Source organism: Pseudomonas sp. IPO3774, assembly GCF_013386835.1.
Lineage (GTDB): Bacteria > Pseudomonadota > Gammaproteobacteria > Pseudomonadales > Pseudomonadaceae > Aquipseudomonas.
Genome location: NZ_JACAQY010000027.1, coordinates 46,668 through 70,173 on the forward strand (window position 1 = coordinate 46,668; position 23,506 = coordinate 70,173).

The 23,506-nt window shown below is 61.0% G+C and carries 26 protein-coding genes; 10 read left to right on the forward strand and 16 right to left on the reverse strand.

The window, feature by feature from the left end:
• Window positions 1-94: 94 nt before the first annotated feature.
• Window positions 95-916, reverse strand: coding sequence for an SDR family oxidoreductase (locus tag HYE77_RS16130; protein WP_177068994.1), 822 nt, complete (start codon window positions 914-916; stop codon window positions 95-97).
• 329 nt (window positions 917-1,245) lie between these two features.
• Here HYE77_RS16130 and HYE77_RS16135 point away from each other — a divergent pair, with 329 nt between their 5' ends.
• Window positions 1,246-1,398, forward strand: coding sequence for a DUF3309 family protein (locus tag HYE77_RS16135; protein WP_003216767.1), 153 nt, complete (start codon window positions 1,246-1,248; stop codon window positions 1,396-1,398).
• Between the two features lie 60 nt (window positions 1,399-1,458).
• Here the strand turns inward: HYE77_RS16135 and HYE77_RS16140 are convergent, their stop codons facing one another.
• The 5 genes from HYE77_RS16140 to HYE77_RS16160 all read right to left on the reverse strand — a co-directional run bounded on the left by HYE77_RS16140 (window position 1,459) and on the right by HYE77_RS16160 (window position 7,213).
• Complete coding sequence (locus HYE77_RS16140; protein ID WP_003216769.1) at window positions 1,459-3,546, reverse strand: LTA synthase family protein; 2,088 nt, start codon at window positions 3,544-3,546, stop codon at window positions 1,459-1,461.
• Window positions 3,547-3,942: 396 nt separating this feature from the next.
• Complete coding sequence (locus HYE77_RS16145; RefSeq protein WP_003172956.1) at window positions 3,943-4,134, reverse strand: PLDc N-terminal domain-containing protein; 192 nt, start codon at window positions 4,132-4,134, stop codon at window positions 3,943-3,945.
• Window positions 4,135-4,202: 68 nt separating this feature from the next.
• Window positions 4,203-4,733, reverse strand: a complete 531-nt coding sequence (locus HYE77_RS16150) for a hypothetical protein (protein ID WP_087692960.1) — start codon at window positions 4,731-4,733, stop codon at window positions 4,203-4,205.
• Between the two features lie 41 nt (window positions 4,734-4,774).
• Window positions 4,775-5,290, reverse strand: coding sequence for an ankyrin repeat domain-containing protein (locus HYE77_RS16155; protein ID WP_010176046.1), 516 nt, complete (start codon window positions 5,288-5,290; stop codon window positions 4,775-4,777).
• A gap of 96 nt (window positions 5,291-5,386) precedes the next feature.
• Window positions 5,387-7,213, reverse strand: coding sequence for a long-chain-acyl-CoA synthetase (locus HYE77_RS16160; protein WP_177068995.1), 1,827 nt, complete (start codon window positions 7,211-7,213; stop codon window positions 5,387-5,389).
• A 398-nt stretch (window positions 7,214-7,611) separates the two neighbouring features.
• Here HYE77_RS16160 and HYE77_RS16165 point away from each other — a divergent pair, with 398 nt between their 5' ends.
• On the forward strand, window positions 7,612-7,890 hold the full coding sequence (locus HYE77_RS16165) for a DUF3509 domain-containing protein (protein ID WP_003216777.1): 279 nt from the start codon (window positions 7,612-7,614) through the stop codon (window positions 7,888-7,890).
• A gap of 54 nt (window positions 7,891-7,944) precedes the next feature.
• Here the strand turns inward: HYE77_RS16165 and HYE77_RS16170 are convergent, their stop codons facing one another.
• From HYE77_RS16170 to aroC, 4 genes are all read right to left on the reverse strand, one after another.
• A complete protein-coding gene (locus HYE77_RS16170; RefSeq protein ID WP_003216779.1) occupies window positions 7,945-8,229 on the reverse strand; it encodes a response regulator transcription factor in 285 nt (94 codons plus the stop codon).
• Window positions 8,230-8,464: 235 nt separating this feature from the next.
• On the reverse strand, window positions 8,465-9,010 hold the full coding sequence (locus HYE77_RS16175; protein WP_003216782.1) for an acireductone dioxygenase: 546 nt from the start codon (window positions 9,008-9,010) through the stop codon (window positions 8,465-8,467).
• Between the two features lie 28 nt (window positions 9,011-9,038).
• The gene (locus tag HYE77_RS16180) at window positions 9,039-10,190 is read right to left on the reverse strand and encodes an MFS transporter (RefSeq protein ID WP_177009504.1); all 1,152 of its coding nucleotides are present in this window, start codon (window positions 10,188-10,190) and stop codon (window positions 9,039-9,041) included.
• A 148-nt stretch (window positions 10,191-10,338) separates the two neighbouring features.
• A complete protein-coding gene (gene aroC, locus HYE77_RS16185; RefSeq protein WP_003213122.1) occupies window positions 10,339-11,430 on the reverse strand; it encodes a chorismate synthase in 1,092 nt (363 codons plus the stop codon).
• A gap of 143 nt (window positions 11,431-11,573) precedes the next feature.
• Between aroC and HYE77_RS16190 the strand changes: the two genes are divergently transcribed.
• A complete protein-coding gene (locus tag HYE77_RS16190; protein ID WP_003213124.1) occupies window positions 11,574-12,536 on the forward strand; it encodes an alpha/beta hydrolase in 963 nt (320 codons plus the stop codon).
• A 99-nt stretch (window positions 12,537-12,635) separates the two neighbouring features.
• The gene (locus tag HYE77_RS16195) at window positions 12,636-13,439 is read left to right on the forward strand and encodes a hypothetical protein (RefSeq protein ID WP_003213127.1); all 804 of its coding nucleotides are present in this window, start codon (window positions 12,636-12,638) and stop codon (window positions 13,437-13,439) included.
• Between the two features lie 147 nt (window positions 13,440-13,586).
• On the opposite strand, the gene prmB is transcribed toward HYE77_RS16195, so the two are convergent.
• Entirely contained in the window at window positions 13,587-14,495 is a 909-nt protein-coding gene (gene prmB / locus HYE77_RS16200) for a 50S ribosomal protein L3 N(5)-glutamine methyltransferase (protein WP_003213129.1), read from the reverse strand.
• A gap of 240 nt (window positions 14,496-14,735) precedes the next feature.
• On the opposite strand from prmB, the gene HYE77_RS16205 reads away from it, so the two are divergent.
• From HYE77_RS16205 to HYE77_RS16225, 5 genes are all read left to right on the forward strand, one after another.
• Window positions 14,736-15,326 (forward strand): cysteine hydrolase family protein, encoded by a 591-nt coding sequence (locus HYE77_RS16205; RefSeq protein WP_008433198.1) that lies wholly within the window; start codon window positions 14,736-14,738, stop codon window positions 15,324-15,326.
• A gap of 130 nt (window positions 15,327-15,456) precedes the next feature.
• On the forward strand, window positions 15,457-15,777 hold the full coding sequence (locus tag HYE77_RS16210) for a hypothetical protein (RefSeq protein WP_003213133.1): 321 nt from the start codon (window positions 15,457-15,459) through the stop codon (window positions 15,775-15,777).
• Window positions 15,778-15,852: 75 nt separating this feature from the next.
• Window positions 15,853-16,410: a Smr/MutS family protein gene (locus tag HYE77_RS16215; protein WP_003213135.1), complete on the forward strand. Its 558-nt coding sequence runs from the start codon at window positions 15,853-15,855 to the stop codon at window positions 16,408-16,410.
• Window positions 16,411-16,489: 79 nt separating this feature from the next.
• Entirely contained in the window at window positions 16,490-17,035 is a 546-nt protein-coding gene (folE, locus tag HYE77_RS16220) for a GTP cyclohydrolase I FolE (protein WP_003204506.1), read from the forward strand.
• Window positions 17,036-17,138: 103 nt separating this feature from the next.
• Entirely contained in the window at window positions 17,139-17,510 is a 372-nt protein-coding gene (locus HYE77_RS16225; RefSeq protein ID WP_063031984.1) for a glutathione S-transferase N-terminal domain-containing protein, read from the forward strand.
• A gap of 107 nt (window positions 17,511-17,617) precedes the next feature.
• Here HYE77_RS16225 and HYE77_RS16230 read toward each other — a convergent pair whose 3' ends face one another.
• From HYE77_RS16230 to HYE77_RS16240, 3 genes are read right to left on the reverse strand one after another with little or no spacing between them, the layout of a single operon-like run.
• Window positions 17,618-17,938 (reverse strand): hypothetical protein, encoded by a 321-nt coding sequence (locus tag HYE77_RS16230; RefSeq protein WP_102605283.1) that lies wholly within the window; start codon window positions 17,936-17,938, stop codon window positions 17,618-17,620.
• Entirely contained in the window at window positions 17,935-19,266 is a 1,332-nt protein-coding gene (locus HYE77_RS16235) for an acyclic terpene utilization AtuA family protein (protein WP_177068996.1), read from the reverse strand. The genes HYE77_RS16230 and HYE77_RS16235 overlap by 4 nt, the downstream gene beginning before the upstream one ends.
• A 1-nt stretch (window position 19,267) precedes the next feature.
• Window positions 19,268-20,560, reverse strand: coding sequence for a CitMHS family transporter (locus HYE77_RS16240; protein WP_003213142.1), 1,293 nt, complete (start codon window positions 20,558-20,560; stop codon window positions 19,268-19,270).
• 131 nt (window positions 20,561-20,691) lie between these two features.
• Between HYE77_RS16240 and HYE77_RS16245 the strand changes: the two genes are divergently transcribed.
• Window positions 20,692-21,588 (forward strand): LysR family transcriptional regulator, encoded by an 897-nt coding sequence (locus HYE77_RS16245; RefSeq protein WP_003213144.1) that lies wholly within the window; start codon window positions 20,692-20,694, stop codon window positions 21,586-21,588.
• Window positions 21,589-21,689: 101 nt separating this feature from the next.
• Here HYE77_RS16245 and HYE77_RS16250 read toward each other — a convergent pair whose 3' ends face one another.
• Together HYE77_RS16250 and HYE77_RS16255 are read right to left on the reverse strand one after the other, a co-directional pair.
• Entirely contained in the window at window positions 21,690-22,292 is a 603-nt protein-coding gene (locus tag HYE77_RS16250) for a glutathione S-transferase family protein (RefSeq protein ID WP_008432197.1), read from the reverse strand.
• A gap of 10 nt (window positions 22,293-22,302) precedes the next feature.
• Window positions 22,303-23,469 (reverse strand): PLP-dependent aminotransferase family protein, encoded by a 1,167-nt coding sequence (locus tag HYE77_RS16255; RefSeq protein WP_177068997.1) that lies wholly within the window; start codon window positions 23,467-23,469, stop codon window positions 22,303-22,305.
• Window positions 23,470-23,506: the final 37 nt, after the last annotated feature.

Genomic DNA, 23,506 nt, shown 5'->3' on the forward strand with positions numbered 1-23,506 from the left:
AGAGCTTGTTGTGGCGAGGGAGCTTGCTGTGGCGAGGGAGCTTGCTCCCTCGCCACAGCAAGCTCCCTCGCCACATCAGGTGCTCACCTGAAATTCAACCTTTTACCGCCTGCGACTGGGTTTTCGCCCGCATCTTGTCTGCCATCACGGTCATCTCGTCATACAGCAGTTGCGGGTTCTTCTGTTTCAGTGCCCAGGCCATGCGCCCCTGCTCGTGGGGCAGGATCATGAATTGCCCTTGCGCCACTTGCTGGTAGATGTAGTCGGCGATTTCTGCGGCGGTGATCGGCGAGCTTTCCAGCAGCTTGCCCACCTGGGCTTTCATCGCGGGCGTCGGCCCGCGGAACGAGTCCAGCAGGTTGGTCTGGAAGAAGGATGGGCACACCACATGCACGCCGACTTCCTGTTGCTTGAGTTCCACCAGCAGGCTCTCCGAGAGCGCCACCACGCCGGCCTTGGCCACGTTGTAGTTGCTCATGGCCGGGCCCTGCATCAGGGCGGCCATGGACGCGATGTTGATGATGCGGCCCTTGCTCTTTTCCAGCAGCGGCAGGAAGGCTTTGCAGCCCTTGACCACGCCCATCAGGTTGATCGCGATCTGCCAGTCCCAGTCTTCCAGGGACAGTTCGCTGAAGAACCCGCCCGATGCGACACCGGCGTTGTTGACGATCACGTCGATGCCACCGAACTTTTCCTCACAGGCCTGTGCGAACGCGGTGAGCTGGCTGTAGTCGCGCACGTCGCAGCGCTGGGTGAAACCGTCACCGCCGGCCTGGCGTACAAGCTTGAGGGTTTCTTGCAGGCCCGCTTCGCTGACGTCCGACAAGGCCAGCTGCCAACCCTCGCGGGCCCAGCGCAGAGCGATTTCGCGACCCAGGCCAGAACCGGCGCCGGTGATCATCATGCGATTTTGCATAGGAAAGTAGCCTTGTGGTTCACGGAAGAAGTGAGCCGAAGTGTAGCGAAGGTTTTTCCCGCACCCACGCACCATCAGACTGCTGAATGCCCCAGGCAAACCGTGGGCCGGGTCGGATAGCGGGAAACCCGCCAAGTTCCATTTATTTGAACTAAGGACAGTTATTTGCAACGGGGTTAAAGGAAATAAGCAAGTTAGCGAAAAGCTTTAAAAAAACACGGAATTTTCTGCCAAACACATAGGTCGGAGTTATTAAGGCGTCCGTATCAGTTGTCGGGCCTATCCGTTAAATACCAGGTCTTTTCAGAAGACAATAAGGAAAACAAAACATGAGCCTCATTCTTATCATTATTCTGATCCTCCTGCTGGTCGGCGGTCTTCCAGTGTTCCCTCACTCACGCAATTGGGGTTACGGGCCATCGGGTATTCTCGGTACTGTGTTGGTAGTGCTGTTGATTCTGTTGTTGCTCGGCAAGATATAACGCGTTCCAGCGTGCAAAAAAAAGAGGCCTTGAAAGGCCTCTTTTTTTATGCGCGGGTATTTAGTCCGGCTTGCCGTCCACTACACCGGCGGTGTTGTCCAGCAGGCTCTTGGTAGCGGTCTGCAGGAACGATTCGAGCTTCTGCTTCAACGCAGCCTCGTCCGGCGACTCTGGAATCACTTTCCCGGTCGGGTTGGCGCCCAGTTCGTATTCCCACAACTTCGGCGGCATTTCCTTGGGCAGTACCAGCACCCGGTCACCGGTGAGCAAGGCGACGGTCTGGTCGCTGCCCGACGGCTTGATCACGCCAAAGCCCTTGTCGCCTTCCGGCAGGTTGAGCAGGTCGCGGCCCCAGCACTGGTGCAGGGTGTCACCGCCCAGGCGGCCCATGATGGTCGGCACGATGTCGATCTGGGTGCCCACGGTGTGGTCACGCTCGCCGAACTTCTCCTGCATGCCCGGTGCGATCATCAGCATCGGCACGTTGAAGCGGCCCAGGTCCATTTCGGTGATCTGCTGCTCGTTGCCGAAGCCGTGGTCGCCCACGATCACGAACAGGGTTTCCTTGAAGTACGGCTCCTTGCGGGCCTTTTCAAAGAACTGGCCCAAGGCCCAGTCGGAGTAGCGCATGGCCGTCAAATGCTCGTTGAGGCTGCCACGGTCGGTGACCTTCTCGACCGGCAATGGCGTCGGCAACGCGTACGGCGTGTGGTTGGACAGGGTTTGCAGCAGCGCATAGAACGGCTTGCCGCCTTCACGGGCCTTCAACTCTTCCAGGCCACGGTTGAACATGTCCTGGTCGGACACGCCCCAGGTCGGGTCCGAGAACACCGGGTTGACGAAGTCATTACGCCCGATGAAGTTGGTCATGCCCTGGTTGCTGAAGAAGCCCGACTGGTTATCCCAGGCGAAGTCGCCGTTGTAGACGTACACGTCATCGAAATCGCGATGGCTGAGCAACTGCGGCAGGCCCGACAGCTTGTGGCTGCCTTCCGGAGTCTGCATCAGGTATTCGAAACCCGGCAGGTTCGGGAAGCAGGCCATGGTGGCGAACATACCCTGGTGGGTGTGGGTGCCGTTGGAGAAGAAGCGGTCGAACAGCAGGCCTTCCTTGGACAGTTTGTCGAAGTACGGCGTGATGTTGCCCGGGCGGCCCAGGGCGCCCACCGAGTGACCGGCGAAGCTTTCCATCAGGATAACCACGACGTTCTTGATCGGCAGGGTCTTCTCGGCCGGCGGCGTGAAGTCACGGCGTACCGCGGCGGTGTCGGTGTCGACCAGTTTCTCGCTCGGCAATACCAGCATGTCGCGCACGGTCTGGGTGGCCAGCGGCTGCTCCAGGGTGGCTTTCCAGATGTTCGAACGCTCCTCGGAGAAGCGCGATTTCGCCGCCGCAATCAGCGACAAGGTACCGTTGAGGCCCAACTGGTTGGCGAAGTTCGAGTCGGTGGTGTACACGTCGCCCCAACGCAGTGGCGGGCCCTGGCGCAGGGTGCCACGGATGGCGACCACGGCGACCAGCAGGCAGACCACGAACACCGCGATGCGCGTGTACCACGGCGCTACCTGGCGAGTGCCGATGCTGCCACCGCTGAACGGGCCGCGTGGGCGCGTTGCACGGTCGGCGCCTTTGAAGGCGATGCTCAGGATCAGCGTACCCACGGCCCAGGCCAGCAGGTAGCGCACCACCGGGAAACCGTACCAGAGCATGCTCATCACGGTTTTCGGGTCTTCCTTCACGTACTGGAAGACCAGGCCGTTGAGGCGCTGGTGGAACTCGCGGTAGAAGTCCATCTCCATCAGACCCAGGAACAGCGCGATGCTGGACGCGACCGTCAGCCACAAGCGGAAGAACCCGCGCGCCGCCATGGCCCGTACGCTGAACAACGCCAGCAGCAACGGCACCAGCACGTACATCACCAGGCGGATATCCAGGCGCAGGCCGTTGGCGAACGCTTCAAGGAAAGTCGAGGCCGGTGTGTCGAGGATCATCTCGCGGTTGTAGACCAGCAGCGCCAGGCGCAGCAGGGAGAACATCACCATCATGATCAAGGCACAAAGCAGCGTGTACGCCAGATGGGATTTGACGGTCGGTTGCAGCAAGCGATTAGAAGCTCGCTGCTGATTCAGGGCGTCCGGGTTTGCCATGTCGTTTTAGGACCCATTGGAAGTTTAAGTTGCGAATGAATACAGCGGCGCCCCGCCCTCGCCCAGGCAGGCTGGGGTAGACGGTGAACGCAATGGCGCAAATGGTGCCCGATCAACGCCGGCAACGCCATTGATTACTCACTCCTGCAGTAGGTGGGCACTCGTTTTAGAGCACTCGACAGGGGAAATAGCCGGCGAATTGTCTTGGATGGAATGTGAAAATTTTGTACAGCGAATATCTCGAAACACAATAACGGGCGTACGGAAACAGATGTGGGAGCGGGCTTGCTCGCGAATACGGTAAATCAGTCGATACATCAGGTGACTGTTACACCGTATTCGCGAGCAAGCCCGCTCCCACACTTACTGTGCCCGCTCTGGATAGCGTTGTTTGGATCAGATCCGCACGTTACCGCGCGGCCCGGCGATCGCCCAGATGATCAAGCCCAGTACCGGCAGCAGCAGGATCAACAGGATCCACAACACTTTGGCGCCGGTACTCGCGCCGCTTTTGAACACGTTGATGATCGCCCAGATATCCAGCGCGAGGATGATCAACCCGATCAGACCATTAAAAGTGGAACCCATGGTGTCGCTCCTAAGTGAGGGCTTGCCTGCTTAGGATAGTCAGCCGTGGCCGGGGGTTCCGTTTTATTTCAGACGTGTACCGCAACCCGCAGGGCTTCCAGCGATGGTTCGCCCTTTATGCCGGTTTCGGCACACAACTCCAGCACCCGTGGCACGTCGTTGCCGTAGACCAGCACAGCCTGGATCTCGTCGTCCAGCAACTGGCTGAAGTTCATCAGCACGTAGCCGCCGTTCTCCGGGTTGAGGGCGCTCATCTGGACCTGGATGCGGTTCAGCGCGGTCAGGGCTTCGGTCTTGGCCAGTTGCTTGGGCTTGAGGTTGAACGCCACGCCGGGGCCAAAGGAGGCGACGATCTGGGCGAACAGGTCCAGGTAGGTGTCGGCCTGGAACAGCACGGTGTCGGGCAGGCTGCCGACAACGATCCACTCGCCCAGGGGAATCGGGAAAGTGTCGTCGTAGTTGATGTCGGGGTTGGCGGCCAGGAAGGCTTCAGGATCGGCGTAGGCCTGGGCCGCCTCGTCCGCCACCTTGGCGATCTCGGGTTCGCTCATGCAGCCGGAGCTGATTTTGCTGATGAGTTCGACGAGTGCGGTTTTCATGGGGTGGTCCTGTGGCGGGGCTGATTTTGAGGGCGCAAAGCCTACACCAGTTTTTGCAACTGCGCCGCCGTATCCACCGCCCCCATGGTCTGCGCGGCTGCCAGCGCGGTCACGCCCTGGGCATCGGTGGCCTTGGGATTGGCGCCCTGGCTGATCAGGTAGTCCACCATTTCGGTACGGTTGAACATCGCCGCCATCATCAAGGCGGTGCGACCATCAGAGGATGCGCCTTCGACCAACGCTCCGCCTTCGATCAACGCCTTGACCACCGGCAGGTTGCCCTTGAACGCCGCGCCGGCAATCGGCAGTTGGTTCTTGTCGTTGGCAATCTGGGGGTCGGCCTTGAATTCCAGCAGCACTTTCACCGCGTCCACATGACCATGGTAGGCCGACAGCATCAACAGCGTATCGCCATTGTGGTTGCGCAGGTTCGGCGGCAAGCCCTTGGCCAGCAACGCAGCCAGCATCGCGGCATCGCCCTTGCGCGCCACGTCGAACACCTGCTCGGCAAATTCGGCGGCTTCATCTTCGGTCATTTGTTTGGCTTGGTCTGACATGTGGGGCTCCTTGTCTGGTGTTTCATAAGGCGCCCAGTCTCGCGATGGAGTTCCCCACTGTCATGCCTTTTTTCCCAAAAGCGGCGATAGGCAGAATCAATAACGGAACTTGCCCGCCTGGATATCCGCCAACAGTTGCCCGGTGACCGGCACATAACTGTCCGACCCAGGCAGCCAGGCAAAGATCGGATCATCACCGGCCTTGCCCGGGTCGAACGCTTCCTCCTTGAGTTTCACCTTCTGGTATTTGAAGGTGCCCGTGGTTTCCATCTTCACCTTGATCCGCAGGAACAACGGCACCGCATACGCGGGCAATTGCCCGTGGGCGAAGGTCAGCAACTCGCGCATGTCCAGGGAAGCCAGGGATTCGGCAGGCGTAATGGCCGCCATGCCCGCGCGGCCGTTGGTGTTTTCAATCTCCACGCCGTAGGCCACCACTTCGGAGATCTGCGGGTGCTGCAGGAAGATGTTCTCGACTTCGGTGGTGGAGACGTTTTCACCTTTCCAGCGGTAGGTGTCCCCCAGCCGGTCAACGAATTGGGCGTGGCCGAAGCCGATATTGCGCAACAGGTCGCCGGTGTTGAAATAACGGTCGCCCTTCTCGAACACGTCGCTGAGCACCACCTTGCGGTTCTTCTCGGGGTCGGTGTAGCCGTCGAACGGTGCCTTGTCATCGATCCTGGCCAGCAGCAGCCCCTGGCCCCCCTTGGGCACTTCGCGCATGAAACCGTCGGCGCCGCGAATCGGCTCACAGCTGTCATGGGCGTAGTCCACCAGTGCCCAGTGCATCAGGGAAAAGCCGATGGTGTTGTCGAAGTTCAGCACATTGGTGAAGCCGATGTTGCCGTCACTGGCGGCGTACAGCTCGCAGATATGATCAACGCCAAAGCGCTGCTTGAACTCAGCCCAAACCCCAGGGCGCAGGCCGTTGCCGATCATCTTCGTCACCCGGTTGTCCAGGTCGCGCCCATGGGCAGGCTGGTCGATCAGGTAGCGGCACAGCTCGCCGACATAACCCAGGGTGGTCGCATTGAATTTGCGCACATCGTCCCAGAACTGGCTGGCGCTGAACTTGCGGCGAATCGCGAACCCCGACGCCCCGGCAATCGCCGAACCCCAGCACACGCACAGGCCAGTGGCGTGATACAGCGGCAAGGTGCAATAGACGACATCCTCGGGCCCCATATCCAGGGCGATGGTGCCGAAACTGGCCGAGGACTTCATCCAGCGGCCGTGTTTGAAAATGCCGGCCTTGGGCAAGCCGGTGGTGCCGGAGGTGTAGATATAGAAGCAAGGGTCGTTGAAAAAAATCTGCTGGGTGCTGGCGGGGTTTTCCACCGGGCCGTCGGCGCTGACAGCCATCAGGTCGACGTAATCCGGCGGCACATGGCTGTGCTGCTGATCGGCAATAAACCAGGTTTTATCCGCCTCGATGGCCACCTGGCTGCGCACGGCCTCGTAGGCCCCTACCAACTCGGCTCCCACCACGATGGCCGCCGGTGCCACCAGGTTGAGGCTATGTACCAGCGCCGACTGGGTTTGCGAGGTATTGAGCATCGCGCAAATGCCGCCCACCTTGGCCACGGCCAGTACGCTGAGCAACAACTCGGGGCGGTTCTCGATAAACAACGCCACCACGTCGCCCTTGCCGATCCCCTGCTGCTGCAGGTAGTGAGCCATGCGGTTGGCCTGCTGGTTGGCCTGGCGGTAGCTCAGCACCGTGTCGCCATACAGCAGCGCGGCGCCGTCGGGGTTGCGTTGGGTGGCTTGTTCAAAGGTCCAGCCCAGGCCGCACGGCTGGTCGGGATCGGTGATGTTGGCAACGCGGATTCCGCGCACCAGGCGCGGCAGTGCACGGACAATGGTGGGCACCTTACGCAGCATCATGCCCCAGGTGATCATGTCACTTGGCGGGTGGTTCATGGCGGGAACGTCCTTTTTCTTATTGTTCGTATGACCCTCAAGGCACCCATCGCACTGTAAGACCCGCGCCGAATGCCTTGCAGGAAAATACGCCAGCCGTTCTTCGGCTGTACACGCAGGATTTGAAAAGTTTTGTATCCCGAAAGGAAAAGGAATTTTGCGCACCGCCAGGTGGTCACTATGGAAGACCTGCCTTGCGTGCCAGCTGTGAAACACTTGGCAAAACCCCGCAAAATGCAGGATGCACGATGGCCATTCATGCAAATTGCACGAAACTGGAAATCTTAAAATTTTATAACTGATTGATTTATAAAGATTTTTTAAGATATTCAGTACTGGCACAATCACTGCACCTATCACTCCACGCTGCAAAACATGAGCTAACGGAGCTGATAGACATGAGCCTGATCCAAGATAAATTTTCTTCTGTGTTCTCCAATTTCGACGTCACCACCCAGGCGCGTCCTGATGGCGGCATCCTGCTGACCTTGCGTAACAGCGAAGGCAAGCAGATCAAACGTTCGATCTCTTATCAGCAACTGCACACGGCCGACCAACTGACGTGGGTCATCAGCGCCATTCGCCGCGACCTGGCTGAACAAGCCAGCGACCTGCCACAGATTTCGATGCTGCAAAGCCAGAACCGCTTTGCCCTGCCGACCTACCATTCGGCTTGACCGTCATGCAGGACCCGAACAGGTCGTGGTGCCGTTGCGCACCACGGCCTTTTTTTATTTGCACAATCCCTGTTTCACCGCCTCGTTCACGGCCTGGACCCGGTTAGTCACCTGCAACTTGCCGTAGATGTTGCGCAGGTGAAACTTCACCGTGGCCTGGGAGATGGAGCGAATCCTGCTGATTTCCCACACCGTCTTGCCCTCGACCGCCCAATGCAGGATTTCCCGTTCCTTTGGGGTCAAGGGTTTACCCGACAACATCGCACGCGCCTTGCGGTTGGCAACCGGCGCGCTGTCCGTTTGCGTGGACGGTTGTTCCTGTGGCTCCGAACCGCTCATGCAGGCCTCTCTCTTCATATAGGTCTTGTAACGCCCGAAGTCGGATTACTCCTATTGACAGGCGAATAAATATTGAGACCAGAGAGAGTTACACAAAGAGTGGAAGTAACAAGTAAGGTCAACGATAAACAGCTGTTACCCACAAACTTTCAAGTTTATTCCTACAGCGATTTCCAACCTGAAGGAATTGAAGTTAAAAAAATGCCCCCTGTTCAGGAGGCATTGCCGGACGAACTTAGTCATCAAGCCGAGGAAAACCCTCGGCGATCGCGTCGCCGGTCAGCATGACCGCCAGCCCTTCAGGGTCACTGAACAGGCGGATCGCCACAAAGTGCGGGTTCTCCCCCATATCAAACCAGTGCGGGATGCCGCTCGGCACCAAGATCAGGTCGTTTTTCTCGCAGAACACCGCGTACACATAATCTTCGATGTGCAAGGTAAACAGCCCACGACCCGCTACGAAAAAACGCACGTGGTCTTGAGCCATGCGGTGTTCGTCGAGTCGCTCGGCGCGCAATTGGGCTTTCTGCGGGTGATCGTTGCTGACGCGGAGCACATCAACGGTGGTGTAGCCGCGCTCGGTCATCAGCTTGTCGATGGGCGCCTGGTAGGCCGCGATAATCTCAACCTCGCTGGCCCCGGGCTCAAGTCGGGTAGCCGCCTGCCAGCGATCGAACCCCACACCCAGCTCGGCCAGGGTCGAGGCGATATCGTCCTGGTGAGTCAGGACCTTGTTCGGGGTGTCGGGGGTGCAGACGTGGTAAACCGCGAGATAGCTCATCAAACTCTTCCTCTGTCACGGGAGCCGCTCATGGCCGCTCCTCTTGCAATCGAATGCCAATGATTAGGGCGGCGGCCAGGGCCGCGATGCTGGCAATGCTGAAGGTCAGGGTCGGCCCCAGCAGGTTCCAGCTGTAACCTGAATAGAGTGCACCCAGCGCACCGCCGGTACCGGCCAGTGCCGCATACAGTGCCTGGCCCTGCCCTTGCTGGCGAGCACCAAAGCTGCGTTGCACGAACTGGATGGCCGCCGCGTGGAAGCTGCCGAAGGTCGCCGCGTGCATCACCTGCGCCAGCAACAGCACCCAGAAGAATTCGGCAAACGAGCCCAGCAGCAACCAGCGCAGTGCGGCCAGCAGGAAACTCGCCATCAATACCCGGCGTACCGAAAAGCGCGTGAGAATCCGGCTCATGGCCAGGAACATCAAGACTTCCGCCACCACGCCCAGCGCCCACAACATGCCGATCACGCCACGGCTGTAACCGAGGTGTTCAAGGTGCAGGGTGAGGAAGGTGTAGTACGGGCCGTGGCTCATTTGCATCAGCGCCACGCAGGCATAAAACGCGAGGACGCCGGGGCTGCGCAGTTGCCGCAAAAAGCCGTCACCGGCCAGGCGGTTGCCCTGGGCCGGCGGCTGCGCATTCGGCACCCAGAGGCTCGCGCCGATGATGCCGGCCATGATCACCACGACCACCACCGGGTAGATATCCAGGCTCAGCCAGTCGAACAAGCGGCCCATGATCACCACGGTGAGGATAAACCCGATGGAGCCCCACAACCGCACCTGGCTGTAGCGCGAGGTCTGGCCTTGCAGGTGCGCGAGGGTGATGACTTCAAACTGCGGCAGGACCGCGTGCCAGAAGAACGCGTGCAAGGCCATCACCAGCGCCAGCCAGGCGTAAGTCTTGCTGACAAAGATCAACGAGAAACTCACCAGGGTGCACACCGCGCCAAAGCGCACGATGGCCAGGCGCCGGCCGGTGTAGTCCCCCAGCCAGCCCCACAGGTTGGGTGCCACGCAGCGCATCAGCATGGGGATGGCCACCAGCTCGCCGATGCGCGCGCTGGAGAACCCAAGGTGATCGAAGTACAGCGCCAGAAACGGCGCCGTCGCCCCCAGCAGGGCGAAATAGAACAGGTAGAAGCTGGAGAGTCGCCAGTATGGAAGGGCTTGCGTCAGCATAAGTGACTTGTGGCGAGCGAGCCTGCTCGCGCTGGGTCGTGAAGCGGCCCCCATGGAAGCGCCGCAGTTCTCCAGGTACTACCGGATTGCAGGCTTTGGGGCCGCTGCGCAGCCCAGCGCGAGCAAGCTCGCTCGCCACACACGGTCACAGCTGGCCCAATACCGGAGTACTGACTTTTACGTCGGCGTTTTGCCCACGATGGCGCAGCAGGTGGTCCATCAATACGATGGCCATCATCGCTTCGGCAATCGGCGTGGCGCGGATGCCGACGCAAGGGTCGTGACGGCCCTTGGTGATCACGTCCACCGGGTTGCCGTGCACATCGATCGAACGGCCTGGCGTGGTGATGCTGGACGTCGGCTTGAGGGCCAGGTGCGCAACGATCGGCTGGCCGGAGGAAATGCCGCCGAGAATGCCGCCGGCGTTGTTGCTGAGGAAACCTTCCGGGGTCAGCTCGTCACGGTGCTCGGTGCCACGCTGGGCCACACAATCGAACCCGGCGCCGATTTCCACGCCCTTGACCGCGTTGATGCTCATCAGCGCGTGGGCCAGTTCGGCATCGAGGCGGTCGAAGATCGGCTCGCCCAGGCCCGGCATCACGCCTTCGGCAACCACGGTGATCTTGGCGCCGACGGAATCCTGGTCGCGGCGCAACTGGTCCATATAGGCTTCCAGCTCCGGCACTTTATCCGGGTCTGGGCAGAAGAAAGCGTTGTCTTCGACGCTGTCCCAGGTCTTGAACGGGATTTCGATCGGGCCCAGCTGGCTCATGTAGCCGCGGATCACGATGCCCTGGGTCGCCAGGAACTTCTTCGCAATCGCACCGGCCGCCACACGCATCGCGGTTTCCCGCGCCGAGCTGCGGCCACCGCCACGGTAGTCGCGCTCGCCGTATTTGTGGTGGTAGGTGTAGTCGGCGTGGGCCGGGCGGAACAGGTCCTTGATCGCCGAGTAGTCCTTGGACTTCTGGTCGGTGTTGCGAATCAGCAGGCCGATGGCGCAGCCGGTGGTGCGGCCTTCGAACACGCCGGAGAGGATTTCGACTTCGTCGGCTTCCTGGCGCTGGGTGGTGTGGCGGCTGGTGCCGGGCTTGCGGCGGTCGAGGTCACGCTGCAGGTCTTCCAGGGACAACTCGAGGCCCGGCGGGCAGCCGTCGACAATGGCGACCAACGCCGGGCCATGGCTTTCGCCCGCGGTGGTAACAGTGAACAGCTTGCCGTAGGTATTGCCGGACATGCAGGGCGCTCCGTGAAATCAGTTGAATCAAGTCAACCGTAATAACTTAAGGCGGCCAGTATACGCAGGCTAACCGACTAGTTCATCCTCGAAACCTTACCGGTAGACGTTGGTCCAACCGGCACCTTCCTCATGATGGCGCGATGATGCTGCGAGTTCTGCTTTTGACCCTCACTCTGTTTTCCAGCCTTGGCTTCGCCGCCTCCCCTGTCGTGCTGCAACGGCCCATCAGCCTGGACACCGGCAGTGGCGAGCTGTTTGGTTCGCTGTTGTTGCCCAAATCCGACAAGCCGGTGCCGGTGGTGCTGATCATCGCCGGCTCCGGGCCCACCGACCGCAACGGCAACAGCGCCGACGGCGCACGCAACGACAGCCTCAAGCGCCTGGCCTGGGTGCTGGCCAGGCACAACATCGCCAGCGTGCGCTACGACAAGCGCGGCGTGGCCGCCAGCCTTGCCGCCACCCCCGATGAACGCAACCTGACCCTGGATGCCTACGTGTCCGACGCCGTGGCCTGGGGCAAGTTGCTCAAGGCCGACCCACGTATGGGCCCGCTGATTGTGCTGGGCCACAGCGAAGGTGCACTGGTGGCCGCCCTCGCCGCCCCGCAGCTCAACCCGGCCGGGGTGATCTCCCTGTCGGGCAGTGCGCGCCCGGTGGACCAGGTGATCCGCCAGCAACTGGCCGACCATATGCCTCCAGCGCTGTTACTGCGCAGCAACCAGATTCTCGATCACCTCAAGGCCGGCCAGGTGGACGCCGATGTGCCCACCCCCCTTGAGGGCATTTTCCGCCCCAGCGTGCAGCCCTATCTGATCAGCCTGTTCCGCGCCGACCCTTCGGCGGCCTTTGCCAAATTGACCATGCCGGCGCTGATCGTCCAGGGCACCAATGACCTGCAGGTCGGCGTGGCCGATGCGCAACAATTGCAGAAGGCCAAGCCCGACGCCGAGCTGACGGTGATCGAAGGCATGAACCACGTGATGCGCATCGTGCCCAACAACGTGAAGCAGCAACTGGAGTCCTATAACGACCCGCAGTTGCCGCTGGCGGCTGAACTGGGCACCCGCCTGGTTCGCTTTATCGACGGACTTCGCGCCAGTTAAGCGAGTATTGCCCTCCAGTCCTGAGCAAAACGGCCGATAAGCCATGGGTCGACAGCAAAAAGCCTGTCGGCCCGCAGAGCTTGGACAGGATCGCGCCGAATGACGAACACCGAAGCAACACCCGAACCTACCGCCGACACCACGGCTGACACCGAGGCCGCCGCATCGGCCGCGTTACCGTGGGCGGAGGTGCAGGCCGAACACTTCAAGATGCTGCGCCTGGCCCCTTTGGCCACCGACCGTGCCACGGGCGTGCGGCCCCTGCGCTTTGTGCAGTTTGGCTGGGCCGAACGCAACAACAAGGACCACAGCCTGCTGCGCATGGTCATTCAGTTGCCGGGCCAGCGGGTGCGCCGGGAACAGAACCATTTGGATATCTGGGTCGATCACGCGACCCATCGGGTGCACTTTGGCCCGGGCAACAGCCTGGAGATCGAGCCGGCTAACCGCGGCATCGGCCGTTTCCTGGTAGCCCAGGGCGCCGCCTGGGCGAAAAAGAAGTGGTCGCACTACCGCGTCGACGGCGTCGACCTGGCCAACAAGGACGCCCTCAACGAAGCCACGCGCCTGCGCCGGGATCACTTCCTGCGTATCCAGGGCTTTGATGTGGCGTACGCCGATGTCCAGCATTTGAAGGGCAACGTGCAGCCGGGCAAGGTCAGCGATGTGCTGGACAGCTGGAACACCGAAAAGCTGCAGTTCGTGGAGATTCTGGAAGCGGCGCAGATGCTGCAACAGGCCGAGCAGAACCTGGCGGAACAGGAAGTGAAACTGCGCAAGGAAGAGGAAAAAGTCACCAAGTTCAAGCGCGAAGACAGCGGGTTGCGCTTCACGATTACGTGCCTGGTGGCGTTTACCGTGTTTCAGGCGGGGTTGTTGATCTGGATTGCGACACATCGGTAATCCGGTTTATCAATTGAAACCGGATCAAAATGTGGGAGCGGGCTTGCTCGCGAATGCGGTGTGTCAGTCACCGGATATCTTGACTGAGCCACCGCATTCGCGAGCAAGCCCGCTCCCACACTGACCGCGTTACCCACTTGGAAGCGGTTAAACCCTGGCGGCAAACACCGCCTGATGCGCCCGGCACTGCTCGGCCGTCAACATGAACACGCCATGCCCGCCGCGCTGGAACTCCAGCCAGGCGAAGTCCACTTCGGGGTACAACGCCTCGACGTGAACCTGGCTGTTGCCCACTTCGACAATCAGCAAGCCCTTCTCGGTCAAGTGATCTGCCGCCTCGGCCAGCATCCGCCGAACCAGGTTCAAGCCGTCGTCACCGCAGGCCAGGCCCAACTCCGGCTCGTGCTGGTATTCATCCGGCATGTCGGCAAAGTCTTCGGCGTCGACATACGGCGGGTTGGACACGATCAGGTCAAAACGCTGGCCCGGCAAACCATCAAAGCCGTCGCCCTGAACGGTATACACGCGCTCATCGACGCCATGGCGCTCGATGTTCTGGTTGGCCACCTCCAGCGCTTCGAAGGACAGGTCGCCCAGTACCACTTCGGCGTCCTGGAACTCGTAGGCGCAGGCAATACCGATGCAACCGGAACCGGTGCACAGGTCCAGGATGCGCGCCGGCGGCGTGCCCAGCCACGGTTCGAAGCGGTTTTCGATCAGTTCGCCAATCGGTGAGCGGGGAATCAATACACGCTCATCGACGATAAACGACATGCCGCAGAACCAGGCTTCCTTCAACAGGTAAGCGGTCGGCACACGCTCGTGGATACGGCGGTGCAGCAACCGTTGCACGTGGGAGATTTCCTCTTCTTCCAGGTTGCAATCCAGGTAACTGTCGGCAATTTCCCATGGCAGGTGCAAGGCGCCGAGCACCAGTTGCCGGGCTTCGTCCCAGGCGTTGTCGGTGCCATGGCCAAAAAACAGGTCTTCCCCATGGAAACGGCTGACGGCCCATCGGATGTGGTCGCGCAAGGTGCGCAGGCGGGAAGTGATCACGGGGGCAAGCTCCTGGAAAAAACGACCGGCGATTCTAACAGTCTTAAGCTGTACCGACGATGTACGAAAAAACCCTTTGCCGCACGTCGGATTTCATCTTAAACGTGGTTTTTGCCTAAACGTAGTGCCCTATTGACATCGCTGCACGCCAACAACGGCGTACCTTACGATGGTAGCGATTCACAGAAGCGCTCAGCCAGAGGACAATGTCACAAAAGCCCCACTCACAGGAGCCCCAGAATGTCCGTTCCAAAGACGATGTTTCAACTCAGCGGTCGTGGTTACGCAGCGGCGAACCTGAACCATGCGACCCTCGTGATCATCGACGCCCAGAAGGAATACCTCAGTGGTCCCCTCGCCCTCTCGGGCATGGACGCTGCTGTCGAAAATATCAAGCAACTGGCGGCTGCCGCGCGCAACGCCGGGCGCCCGATCGTGCATGTGCGCCACCTGGGCACTGTCGGCGGGTTGTTTGACCCTCAGGGCGAGCGCGGGGAGTTCATTCCTGGCCTTGAGCCACAGGCCGACGAAACCATCATCGGCAAGCTGCTGCCCAGCGCCTTCCACGGCACCGGCCTGGAGAAACACCTGCAAGACCTCGGTTCCCTGGACCTGATCGTCTGCGGCTTCATGAGCCACTCCAGCGTCAGCACCACGGTGCGTGCGGCAAAAAACCTGGGCTTTCGCTGCACCCTGGTGGAAGACGCCTGCGCCACCCGCGACCTGCCTTACAAGGGCGGCATTCTCAGCGCCGACCACGTGCAGCAGACTGAAATGGCCATCATGGCTGACAACTTCGCCACCCTCGCCTTGACCAAAGATCTGATCTGATCGACCTTCGATGAGCGGGTAGCCGCCCGCTCATCCGCAAATACCTGTCATTTGCTGCAATTGCCTCTGTACCCGGAACAACCTGTGTATCTTCCGGTCGAAGGGCCGATACCCTGGAGGAAAGGTCGGAATGAAGATATCCGATGGTTTTGATGCTCGTCGCTTGCGCCCCAAGGGCCCGAGCAACTGGCGTCTGCGCATCGGCGCCGGCTTTGCCGCGCTGTTGGCGATAGGTGGCGTACTACTGGCAATTGCTGGCGGCGCTGGTTTGGTTGGACACTCACCGGCCCTGGGCGAGCTGAATGCCAGCCCTGGCGGTTCTGCAATACTCTTGGTCATCGGCCTGCTGGTGCTGTGGTTCGGCGTATGGCTGTGGCGCCGTTGCCGTCGGCGCATGCGCCAACCGCTGTCACTGAACATCGCTTCGCACCTGATGAAAAAGCACGACTGATGGCGTACAGATAGCGTTTGTTGCGCATCAAGCCGCCGCGATTAGGTAAACTGCCCGCCCTTCGCGGAGGCTGACATGCAAGACGACGATTTTTCCCTATTCAAGAACGAGCTGCGCGGCGTCAAGCCGATCAAGCATGATCGCGCCGACACCGGCAAACCCAAGACCGATCGCGCCCAGATCGCCAAGCTGCGCCAGGCCGCGACCGTGCGCACGGACGCCACCACCGTGGACGGCCTGTCGGATCAATTCGTTATCGATGTAGGTCCCGAAGACGAGTTGATGTGGGCCCGCGACGGCGTGCAGGAAAGCCAGATGCGCAAGCTCAAGGTCGGCCAGATCCCGTTCGAGGGCAGTCTCGACCTGCACGGCATGACCGTCGAAAAAGCCCGCGAAACCCTCTGGGCGTTCCTCGCCGAAGCCACCAAATTCGAAATCCGCTGCGTGCGCGTCACCCACGGCAAGGCCGTGCGCCTGGATGGCAAGCGGCCGATGATCAAAAGCCACGTCAACACCTGGTTGCGCCAGCACTCCCAGGTGCTGGGTTTTACCTCATGCCAGCCACGTCACGGCGGCGCTGGCGCGGTGTATGTGATGCTCAAGCGCACCATGATGGAAGGCCGCGACGAGTAACAAGTGCCATCGTCAGGCTTGCAGCGATGTGTTGGCCGCCGTACCCTTGCCCTTTGCGAAAATCCCACTAGGTAGTTTCATGTCCCTGGAACAGAATTACACCGCGATTCTCGGCCAACTCGGCGAGGACGTTTCCCGCGAGGGCCTGCTCGACACGCCAAAACGTGCCGCCAAGGCCATGCAGTATCTCTGCCGCGGTTATGAACAGACCCTCGAAGAAGTCACCAACGGTGCCTTGTTCAGCTCTGACAACAGCGAAATGGTGCTGGTCAAGGACATCGAGTTGTACTCGCTGTGCGAACACCACCTGCTGCCGTTTATCGGCAAGGCTCACGTCGCGTATATCCCGAGCGGCAAAGTGCTGGGCCTGTCGAAGGTCGCGCGTATCGTCGATATGTATGCCCGCCGCCTGCAGATCCAGGAAAACCTCAGCCGCCAGATCGCCGATGCGGTCCAGCAGGTCACCGGCGCCCTGGGCGTTGCAGTGGTGATCGAGGCCAAGCACATGTGCATGATGATGCGCGGTGTGGAGAAGCAGAATTCGTCGATGATCACGTCGGTGATGCTGGGTGAGTTCCGCGAAAATGCGGCGACCCGCAGCGAGTTTCTCAGCCTGATCAAGTAATACGCGGCACCTGGAAAAACCGGCGTTCATCGCCGGTTTTTTTTCGCCTGTGAAAAATCAGGTAAGCTGCGCCCCCTTAAGTCTAGGGCAAGAGGTTTCAGCCATGTTCGTCAAAGCACTTCGAGTGGGCCTCGGCCACGTCATCATCGCCGGCGACTTCCTGACCCGTCCGCGCAAAAAGCAGCGCCCTGCCGAACAACAGGCGCAGGTGAACGCAGCGGCCAAGGACCTGACCCTGTATCAATTCCACGCCTGCCCGTTCTGCGTGAAGACCCGCCGCACCCTGCACCGCCTGAACGTGCCGGTGGCCTTGAAGGATGCGAAGAACAACGAGCAGGACCGCCAGACCCTGCTGGAGCAAGGCGGCAAGATCAAGGTGCCATGCCTGCGCATCGAAGAGAACGGCCAGACCACCTGGATGTACGACTCCAAGGTGATCATCGATTACCTCGACAAGCGGTTTGCGGCGGTCTGACAAACAGCGAGGATCCAGTGTTGGAGCGGGCTTGCTCGCGAAGGCGGAGTATCAGCCACAGACGTAGTGGCTGATACTCCGCCTTCGCGAGCAAGCCCGCTCCCACATTAGTTTGGTATTGCCAATTCAAGATCCAGCAATGCTGAGCCCAGGCACTTGCCATGGGCGTCCAGCGCCAGCGACCGCGTCACCCCGCCCCGCAGGATCCCCGGCAACACGAAGTTCAGTGCCTGCACATTGGGCAGTTCATAACGCCGCACCGGTGCAGCTCCCGCCTCCAGTAACGGCGCAAAAAACGCCGCTACCACCTCAGCCGTGAGTTGCTCGCAGAGCAGCGGATAGTCCTCGGACCGATACGCGATGATCGAGATGTTCGAGGTGTCGCCCTTGTCTCCCGTTCGGGAGTGGGCCAGGGTGTGCAGCTTCATGCTTCGATCCTCGGGTTGACCGCGTGACGAGGCAGCAGCAACGAGGCCACCGCCACCACCTGGCGCAGGCTCTTGCTGGCGCCACCGCCGCCGGACGGGCCGTTGGTGTAGAGAGTTTCCACTTCATTGCCGACACGCACCGCCTCGCTGCGTTCTGCGCAGCGGGCGGCTATGCGCAAGCGCACTTCCCACGGTTCAACCGTGCTGCGCGGGCCGTGCAGGGAGTCGACGCCGATCAATTCGGCACGCACGTCCTGCATGCGCACACCGGTCAACTCCAAGCGTTTCAGGACCACATCGCGAGCCAGTTGCGCACGAGCGACCGCGCCCGGGCCACCGTAGGAAATCTGCCCCTCACCGATCCAGCCGTCCAGATAACCGACGCTGACTTTCAACGCTTCGGGACGTGGCCGTCCGCTCGCGCCGTGGGCACGCACCCGGTCCACGGCTTCTTCGGTAAACGCCACCAGGGAAAAATCCGCGCACACGTCCGGTGTGAGGTAGGCCGCCGGGTCGTGCACTTCGTAGATCAATTGTTCGGTGCACGTGGCACGGCTGACCCGCCCACCGGAACCTGCGACCTTGGTAATCAAGGCCTCGCCGTCTGCGTCAATCTCGGCCAGTGGAAAGCCCAGGCGTGCCAGGTCGTCCACATCCTTGAAACCCGGATCGGCAAAGTAGCCACCGCTGACCTGCCCCGCACATTCCAGTAAATGCCCCACCAGCGTGCCGCGCCCCAGCCGTTGCCAATCATCCGCAGCCCAGCCGAATTCGAACATCTGCGGCGCCAGGAACAACGAAGGGTCTGCCACCCGGCCGGTGATCACCACGTCGGCCTCGGCGCGCAAGGCGTCGATAATGCCGTCGGCGCCCAAATAGGCGTTCGCGGAAATCAATCGCTCGCCCAACGAGCCAAGGGTCTGACCGTTGTCGAGCAACTGCTCCGGCTGGGCACGCAAGGTCTCAAGCACGTCGTCGCCAACCACCGCCAGCACCTTGAGGTTAAGCCCCAGTTCACTGGCAATCCGCCGCACTTCAACCGCCGCCGCCACCGGATTGGCCGCGCCCATATTGGTGATTACCCGCAGGCGTCGGCGCCCGTCGGGCTGGCCGACAAAGGGCAGCACGCGGCGCATGCGCTCACTCAACAGCGGGTCGTAACCGCCTTGTGGATCGCTGATCCGCGCCTGTTGCGCCAGGGCGATGGTGCGTTCGGCCAGGCATTCGAAGACCAGGTAATCCAGGTCGCCCTGTTCGGCCAATTCCACCGCAGGTTCGATACGGTCGCCGGAGTAGCCGGCGCCGGAACCGATGCGCAAGGTTTTCATTTCAAATCACTCCCAGGAGCAAAGCCGTCAGGGTCATCAACACCGACGCGGCAAACAGAAAGGGGATGGTGAAGCGCTGGTGATCGGCCAATTCGATCTTGCACAGGCCCACCAACAGGAAGGTCGCCGGCGTCAACGGGCTGACCGGAAAGCCGGTGGTGTGCACGCCCAGCAACGAGGCCTGGGCCACTTGCAGCGGGTCGACGCCCAAGGCCTTGCCGACTTCGGCGATCACCGGCATCACGCCGAAGTAGTAGGAATCCGGGTCAAACAGCATGCTCAGCGGCATCGACAGGAAGCCCACCACCGCCGGGATCAACTTGCCGTGGCCCGCCGGAATCTGCGCCACCGCCACTTCGGCGATGGCCTTGAGCATGCCGGTGCCTTGCATGATGCCGGTGAACACACCGGCAGCGAGCAGGATGCTGGCCATGGTCAGGGCGGTTTTTGCGTGGGCGTCGATCCGCGCGCGCTGGGCGTCGACGTTCGGGTAGTTGATGCACAGCGCCACCACCGTGCCGAGCATGAACATCACCACCGGGTCGACCCAACCGGCGATCATCACCACCATCACCAGTACCGTCAGGACCAGGTTGACCCAGAACAGCCGCGGGCGACGCAGGGCAATGTCATCGTCGCTGAGCACCCGTTGCGGCACGGCGTCCACGCTGGAACCAGCGCCCAGGCCCAGGCGTTTTTCTTCCCGGTGGCCCAGCCACCAGGCGCAGGCGAATACAAAGACCAGGCCGACGATCTGCACCGGGATCAGCGGCTGGAACAAGTCCGCCACCGGCACGTGCAGCGCCGCCGAGGAACGCAGTACCGGGCCGGTCCACGGCAGGAAGTTGACCCCGGCCGCCATCGCCGCCACACACGCGAGGATGCGTTTATCAATTCCCAGCCGCGTGTACAGCGGCAGCATCGCCGGCACCGTCACCAGGAAGGTCACCGCGCCGGAGCCGTCGAGGTGCACCAGCAGGGCCAGGGTCGCGGTACCGACGACAATCCTTGTAGGACGCGTCCCTACCGTGCGCAGGATGCGATCAATGATTGGATCCAGCATGCCGGCATCGGTCATGATCCCGAAGAACAGGATCGCGAACACAAACATCCCCACCACGGGGGCGACGTTCTTGATGCCGGTGATGATGAAGGCGCTGGTTTGCAGGCCGAAACCGCCCAGCAGCGCGGCGATGATCGGCAAGGCGATCAGGGCCACCAGTGGCGACAGGCGTTTGCTCATGACGGCAGTGAGCAGGCACAGGATGGTGATGACACCCAGGGTAGCGAGCATGGGGTAGCTCCAGAACGGCGTTTTCGGCCGGTTATTGTTTTCCCTGGAGTATTGGAATCGCGTTAGGCTTTGTAAATTGGAATATTCGGCACTCCACATTCGAAAAAACAAAACGCTCGAGCAAAATAAAAATGAAAAATTCGATCCAGCATATCCAGGCGTTTCTCGCCGTTGCCCGCACGGGCAGCTTTACCAAGGCCGCCAACGAACTGCATTTGTCGCCCTCGGCGCTGACCGTGCAGGTGCAGCAACTTGAAGAGTGGCTGGGCGTCGCGCTGCTCGACCGCAGCCCGCGCCACGTCAGCATCACCGCCGCCGGCCTGGATGCACGCGGGCCGATGGAGAAATTGCTGCTGGACCTGGACAACATCGTCACCGGCTCCCGTGACCTGGCAGCGCTACGACGAGGCGTGGTGACCATCGCCGCCCTGCCCTCCGTGTGCGCCGGCGCGTTGCCTCCCGCCCTGCGCCTGTTTCGCGAGCGTTTTGCCGGGATCGAGGTGCGCTTGCATGACCTGGTTGCTCACCGCATTCATGCGCAAGTGCGTTCGGGCGAGGTGGATTTCGGTATTGGTGTGCGGGCGCGGCTGAGTCATGGACTGGCGTTTGTGCCGGTGCTGAATGATCGGTTATGTGCGTTCGTGCCGCTGGATCATCCGCTGACTCGTTTTGCAAAGTTGAGCCTGGAGCAACTGGCCGACCAGCCGATCATCCTCACCGGCCGCGACAGCAGCGTGCGGGAACAGGTGGACGCGTTGTTCGATGAAACACGCCTGACGATGCTCGCGGGGATGGAGGCCAACTACATGTCGACCGTGTTGGCGTTGGTGCGGCAGGGCTTGGGGATCAGTGTGTTGCCGGAATCGGCGGCGGACAGTCTGGAGGGGTTGAAGCGGATTACCATTGATCATCCGGGGGTGAACCGGGAGATCGGGTTGATCAGTCGCAGTGGACAGCCGTTGAGCCCAGCGGCGCAGCGCTGTTTTGAGTTGCTCAGTGAAGAATTACCTGGCGCACCGCAAAACTAAATGTGGGAGCGGGCTTGCTCGCGAAGGCGGTGGGTCAGCCAATACATGTGCTGACTGGTACACCGCCTTCGCGAGCAAGCCCGCTCCCACATTACCGCATTTCAGCCCAGCATCGGCACATGCTTGGGATGGCTGGCCACGCGCTTCAACCACGCCTGCACGCCTGGATAGGCGCTAAGGTCAAAGCCACCTTCATCCGCCACATGGGTGTAGGCATACAGCGCCACGTCGGCAATCGAGAATTGGTCGCCCACCAGATACGGCGTCAACTGCAACTGGCGCTCCATCACCTTCAGGGCCTTGTATCCGCCCTTGTGCAGCTTCTTGTATTCCTCCAGGCGATCTTCCGGCAGCCCCAGGTAAAACTGGATAAACCGCGCCACCGCGATGTACGGCTCGTGGCTGTACTGCTCGAAAAACTGCCACTGCAGAACCTGGGTGCGCAGGCGCGGTTCGCTGGGCAGGAACTCGCTGCCATCGGCCAGGAAGTTGAGAATCGCATTGGACTCCCACAGGCAGGTGCCGTCTTCCAGCTCCAGCACCGGGATCTTGCCGTTGGGGTTCTTGGCCAGGAACTCCGCGGTCTGGGTGTCGCCCTTCAGGATGTCGACATCGATCCACTCATAGTCGATGCCCAACAGGCTGAGCATGAGTTTGACTTTGTAGCAGTTGCCCGATTTGTAATCGCCGTAGACCTTGTACATGGAGGCTCCCCTATGCCGCTTGCGCGTGCTGTGCTTGACGGACCACCGCAGCGAGACGCTTGAGACCTTCGTCCAAGCGCGCCGGGTCGATATGGCTGAAATTGAGCCGCAGGTGACCGTGATGATTGTCCGGCTCGGAAAAGAACGGTTCACCGGGCATGAACGCGATGTCCTGGTCGAGCGCAGGTGCCAACAAGGTGCGGGTATCGAGCGGCTGTTTCAAGGTCAGCCAGAAGAATAATCCGCCCTGGGGTATTTGCCAGTCGGCCAGGTCGCTGAAATGCCGCGCCAGTGCAGTCTGGAAAGCGTCGCGCCGGCCTCGGTAAAAGCTGCGCAACTCTACCAGGTGATGCTGGTATTTCTCGGTGCCGATCCATTGCATCGCCTGCCACTGGCCAACGCGGTTGGTGTGCAGGTCGGCTGACTGCTTGAGTTTGAGCAAGTGCGGGAACAGGTCCGGACTGGCGATCAGGTAGCCGACCCGCAGGCCGGGCAACAAGGTCTTGGATACGGTGCCGGTGTAGATCCAGCTGGCCTTTTTCAGCCGACTGACGATGGGTTGTGCGCTGCCGCCGTCGAAGGTCAGTTCGCGGTAGGGTTCGTCTTCGATCAGGGTTACGCCAAACTCGTCCAGCAACGCGGCGACGGCCTCGCGCTTGGCATCGCTGTAGCGCACCGCCGAAGGGTTCTGGAACGTCGGGATCAGGTAGACGAAGGACGGGCGATGCTGCTCAAGGCTGCTGCGCAAGGCTCTGAGGTCCGGACCGTCCGCCTCAAGCTGTACGGTCAGGCAATCGGCGCCGAACAGTTGGAAAATCTGCAATGCCGCAAGGTAAGTCGGGCCTTCCAGGAGGATTTTGGTGCCCTTGTCGATGTACAGCTTGGCCGCCAGGTCCAGGGTTTGCTGGGAGCCGCTGACCACCATGACCTGGCGCGCATCGCAGGCAATACCCAGCACCCGCGCCTCGGCCGCCAGAAATTCACGCAACTGTGGCTCGCCTTCGCTCATGCCGTATTGGCCGATATTCAGCGGCATGCCTTCCCAATCCAGCGTGGGCAGCATCACTTCGGCCGGCAGGCCACCGGCGAAGGACATCACCTGCGGCTTTTGCGCCGCCGCGAGGATTTCACGGATCAGGGAGCTTTTAAGACGCGAAACACGTTCTGAGAAGGCCATAAGGGTCACCGGTAGCAAAGCCTGGGGAAAATACGTC

Bases quoted from the DNA above. Each gene is read 5' to 3' on its own strand.
- HYE77_RS16165 (WP_003216777.1), top strand. From the start codon at position 7,612: ATGAGCCTGATCCAAGATAAATTTTCTTCTGTGTTCTCCAATTTCGAC.
- aroC (WP_003213122.1), bottom strand. From the start codon at position 11,430: ATGTCCGGCAATACCTACGGCAAGCTGTTCACTGTTACCACCGCGGGC.
- HYE77_RS16150 (WP_087692960.1), bottom strand. From the start codon at position 4,733: ATGAAAACCGCACTCGTCGAACTCATCAGCAAAATCAGCTCCGGCTGC.
- HYE77_RS16190 (WP_003213124.1), top strand. From the start codon at position 11,574: ATGATGCTGCGAGTTCTGCTTTTGACCCTCACTCTGTTTTCCAGCCTT.
- HYE77_RS16240 (WP_003213142.1), bottom strand. From the start codon at position 20,560: ATGCTCGCTACCCTGGGTGTCATCACCATCCTGTGCCTGCTCACTGCC.
- HYE77_RS16145 (WP_003172956.1), bottom strand. From the start codon at position 4,134: ATGGGTTCCACTTTTAATGGTCTGATCGGGTTGATCATCCTCGCGCTG.
- HYE77_RS16175 (WP_003216782.1), bottom strand. From the start codon at position 9,010: ATGAGCTATCTCGCGGTTTACCACGTCTGCACCCCCGACACCCCGAAC.
- HYE77_RS16135 (WP_003216767.1), top strand. From the start codon at position 1,246: ATGAGCCTCATTCTTATCATTATTCTGATCCTCCTGCTGGTCGGCGGT.
- HYE77_RS16235 (WP_177068996.1), bottom strand. From the start codon at position 19,266: ATGAAAACCTTGCGCATCGGTTCCGGCGCCGGCTACTCCGGCGACCGT.
- HYE77_RS16130 (WP_177068994.1), bottom strand. From the start codon at position 916: ATGCAAAATCGCATGATGATCACCGGCGCCGGTTCTGGCCTGGGTCGC.
- HYE77_RS16255 (WP_177068997.1), bottom strand. From the start codon at position 23,469: ATGGCCTTCTCAGAACGTGTTTCGCGTCTTAAAAGCTCCCTGATCCGT.
- HYE77_RS16215 (WP_003213135.1), top strand. From the start codon at position 15,853: ATGCAAGACGACGATTTTTCCCTATTCAAGAACGAGCTGCGCGGCGTC.
- HYE77_RS16230 (WP_102605283.1), bottom strand. From the start codon at position 17,938: ATGAAGCTGCACACCCTGGCCCACTCCCGAACGGGAGACAAGGGCGAC.
- HYE77_RS16170 (WP_003216779.1), bottom strand. From the start codon at position 8,229: ATGAGCGGTTCGGAGCCACAGGAACAACCGTCCACGCAAACGGACAGC.
- HYE77_RS16195 (WP_003213127.1), top strand. From the start codon at position 12,636: ATGACGAACACCGAAGCAACACCCGAACCTACCGCCGACACCACGGCT.
- HYE77_RS16205 (WP_008433198.1), top strand. From the start codon at position 14,736: ATGTCCGTTCCAAAGACGATGTTTCAACTCAGCGGTCGTGGTTACGCA.
- HYE77_RS16160 (WP_177068995.1), bottom strand. From the start codon at position 7,213: ATGAACCACCCGCCAAGTGACATGATCACCTGGGGCATGATGCTGCGT.
- folE (WP_003204506.1), top strand. From the start codon at position 16,490: ATGTCCCTGGAACAGAATTACACCGCGATTCTCGGCCAACTCGGCGAG.
- HYE77_RS16225 (WP_063031984.1), top strand. From the start codon at position 17,139: ATGTTCGTCAAAGCACTTCGAGTGGGCCTCGGCCACGTCATCATCGCC.
- HYE77_RS16250 (WP_008432197.1), bottom strand. From the start codon at position 22,292: ATGTACAAGGTCTACGGCGATTACAAATCGGGCAACTGCTACAAAGTC.
- HYE77_RS16155 (WP_010176046.1), bottom strand. From the start codon at position 5,290: ATGTCAGACCAAGCCAAACAAATGACCGAAGATGAAGCCGCCGAATTT.
- HYE77_RS16245 (WP_003213144.1), top strand. From the start codon at position 20,692: ATGAAAAATTCGATCCAGCATATCCAGGCGTTTCTCGCCGTTGCCCGC.
- HYE77_RS16140 (WP_003216769.1), bottom strand. From the start codon at position 3,546: ATGGCAAACCCGGACGCCCTGAATCAGCAGCGAGCTTCTAATCGCTTG.
- HYE77_RS16210 (WP_003213133.1), top strand. From the start codon at position 15,457: ATGAAGATATCCGATGGTTTTGATGCTCGTCGCTTGCGCCCCAAGGGC.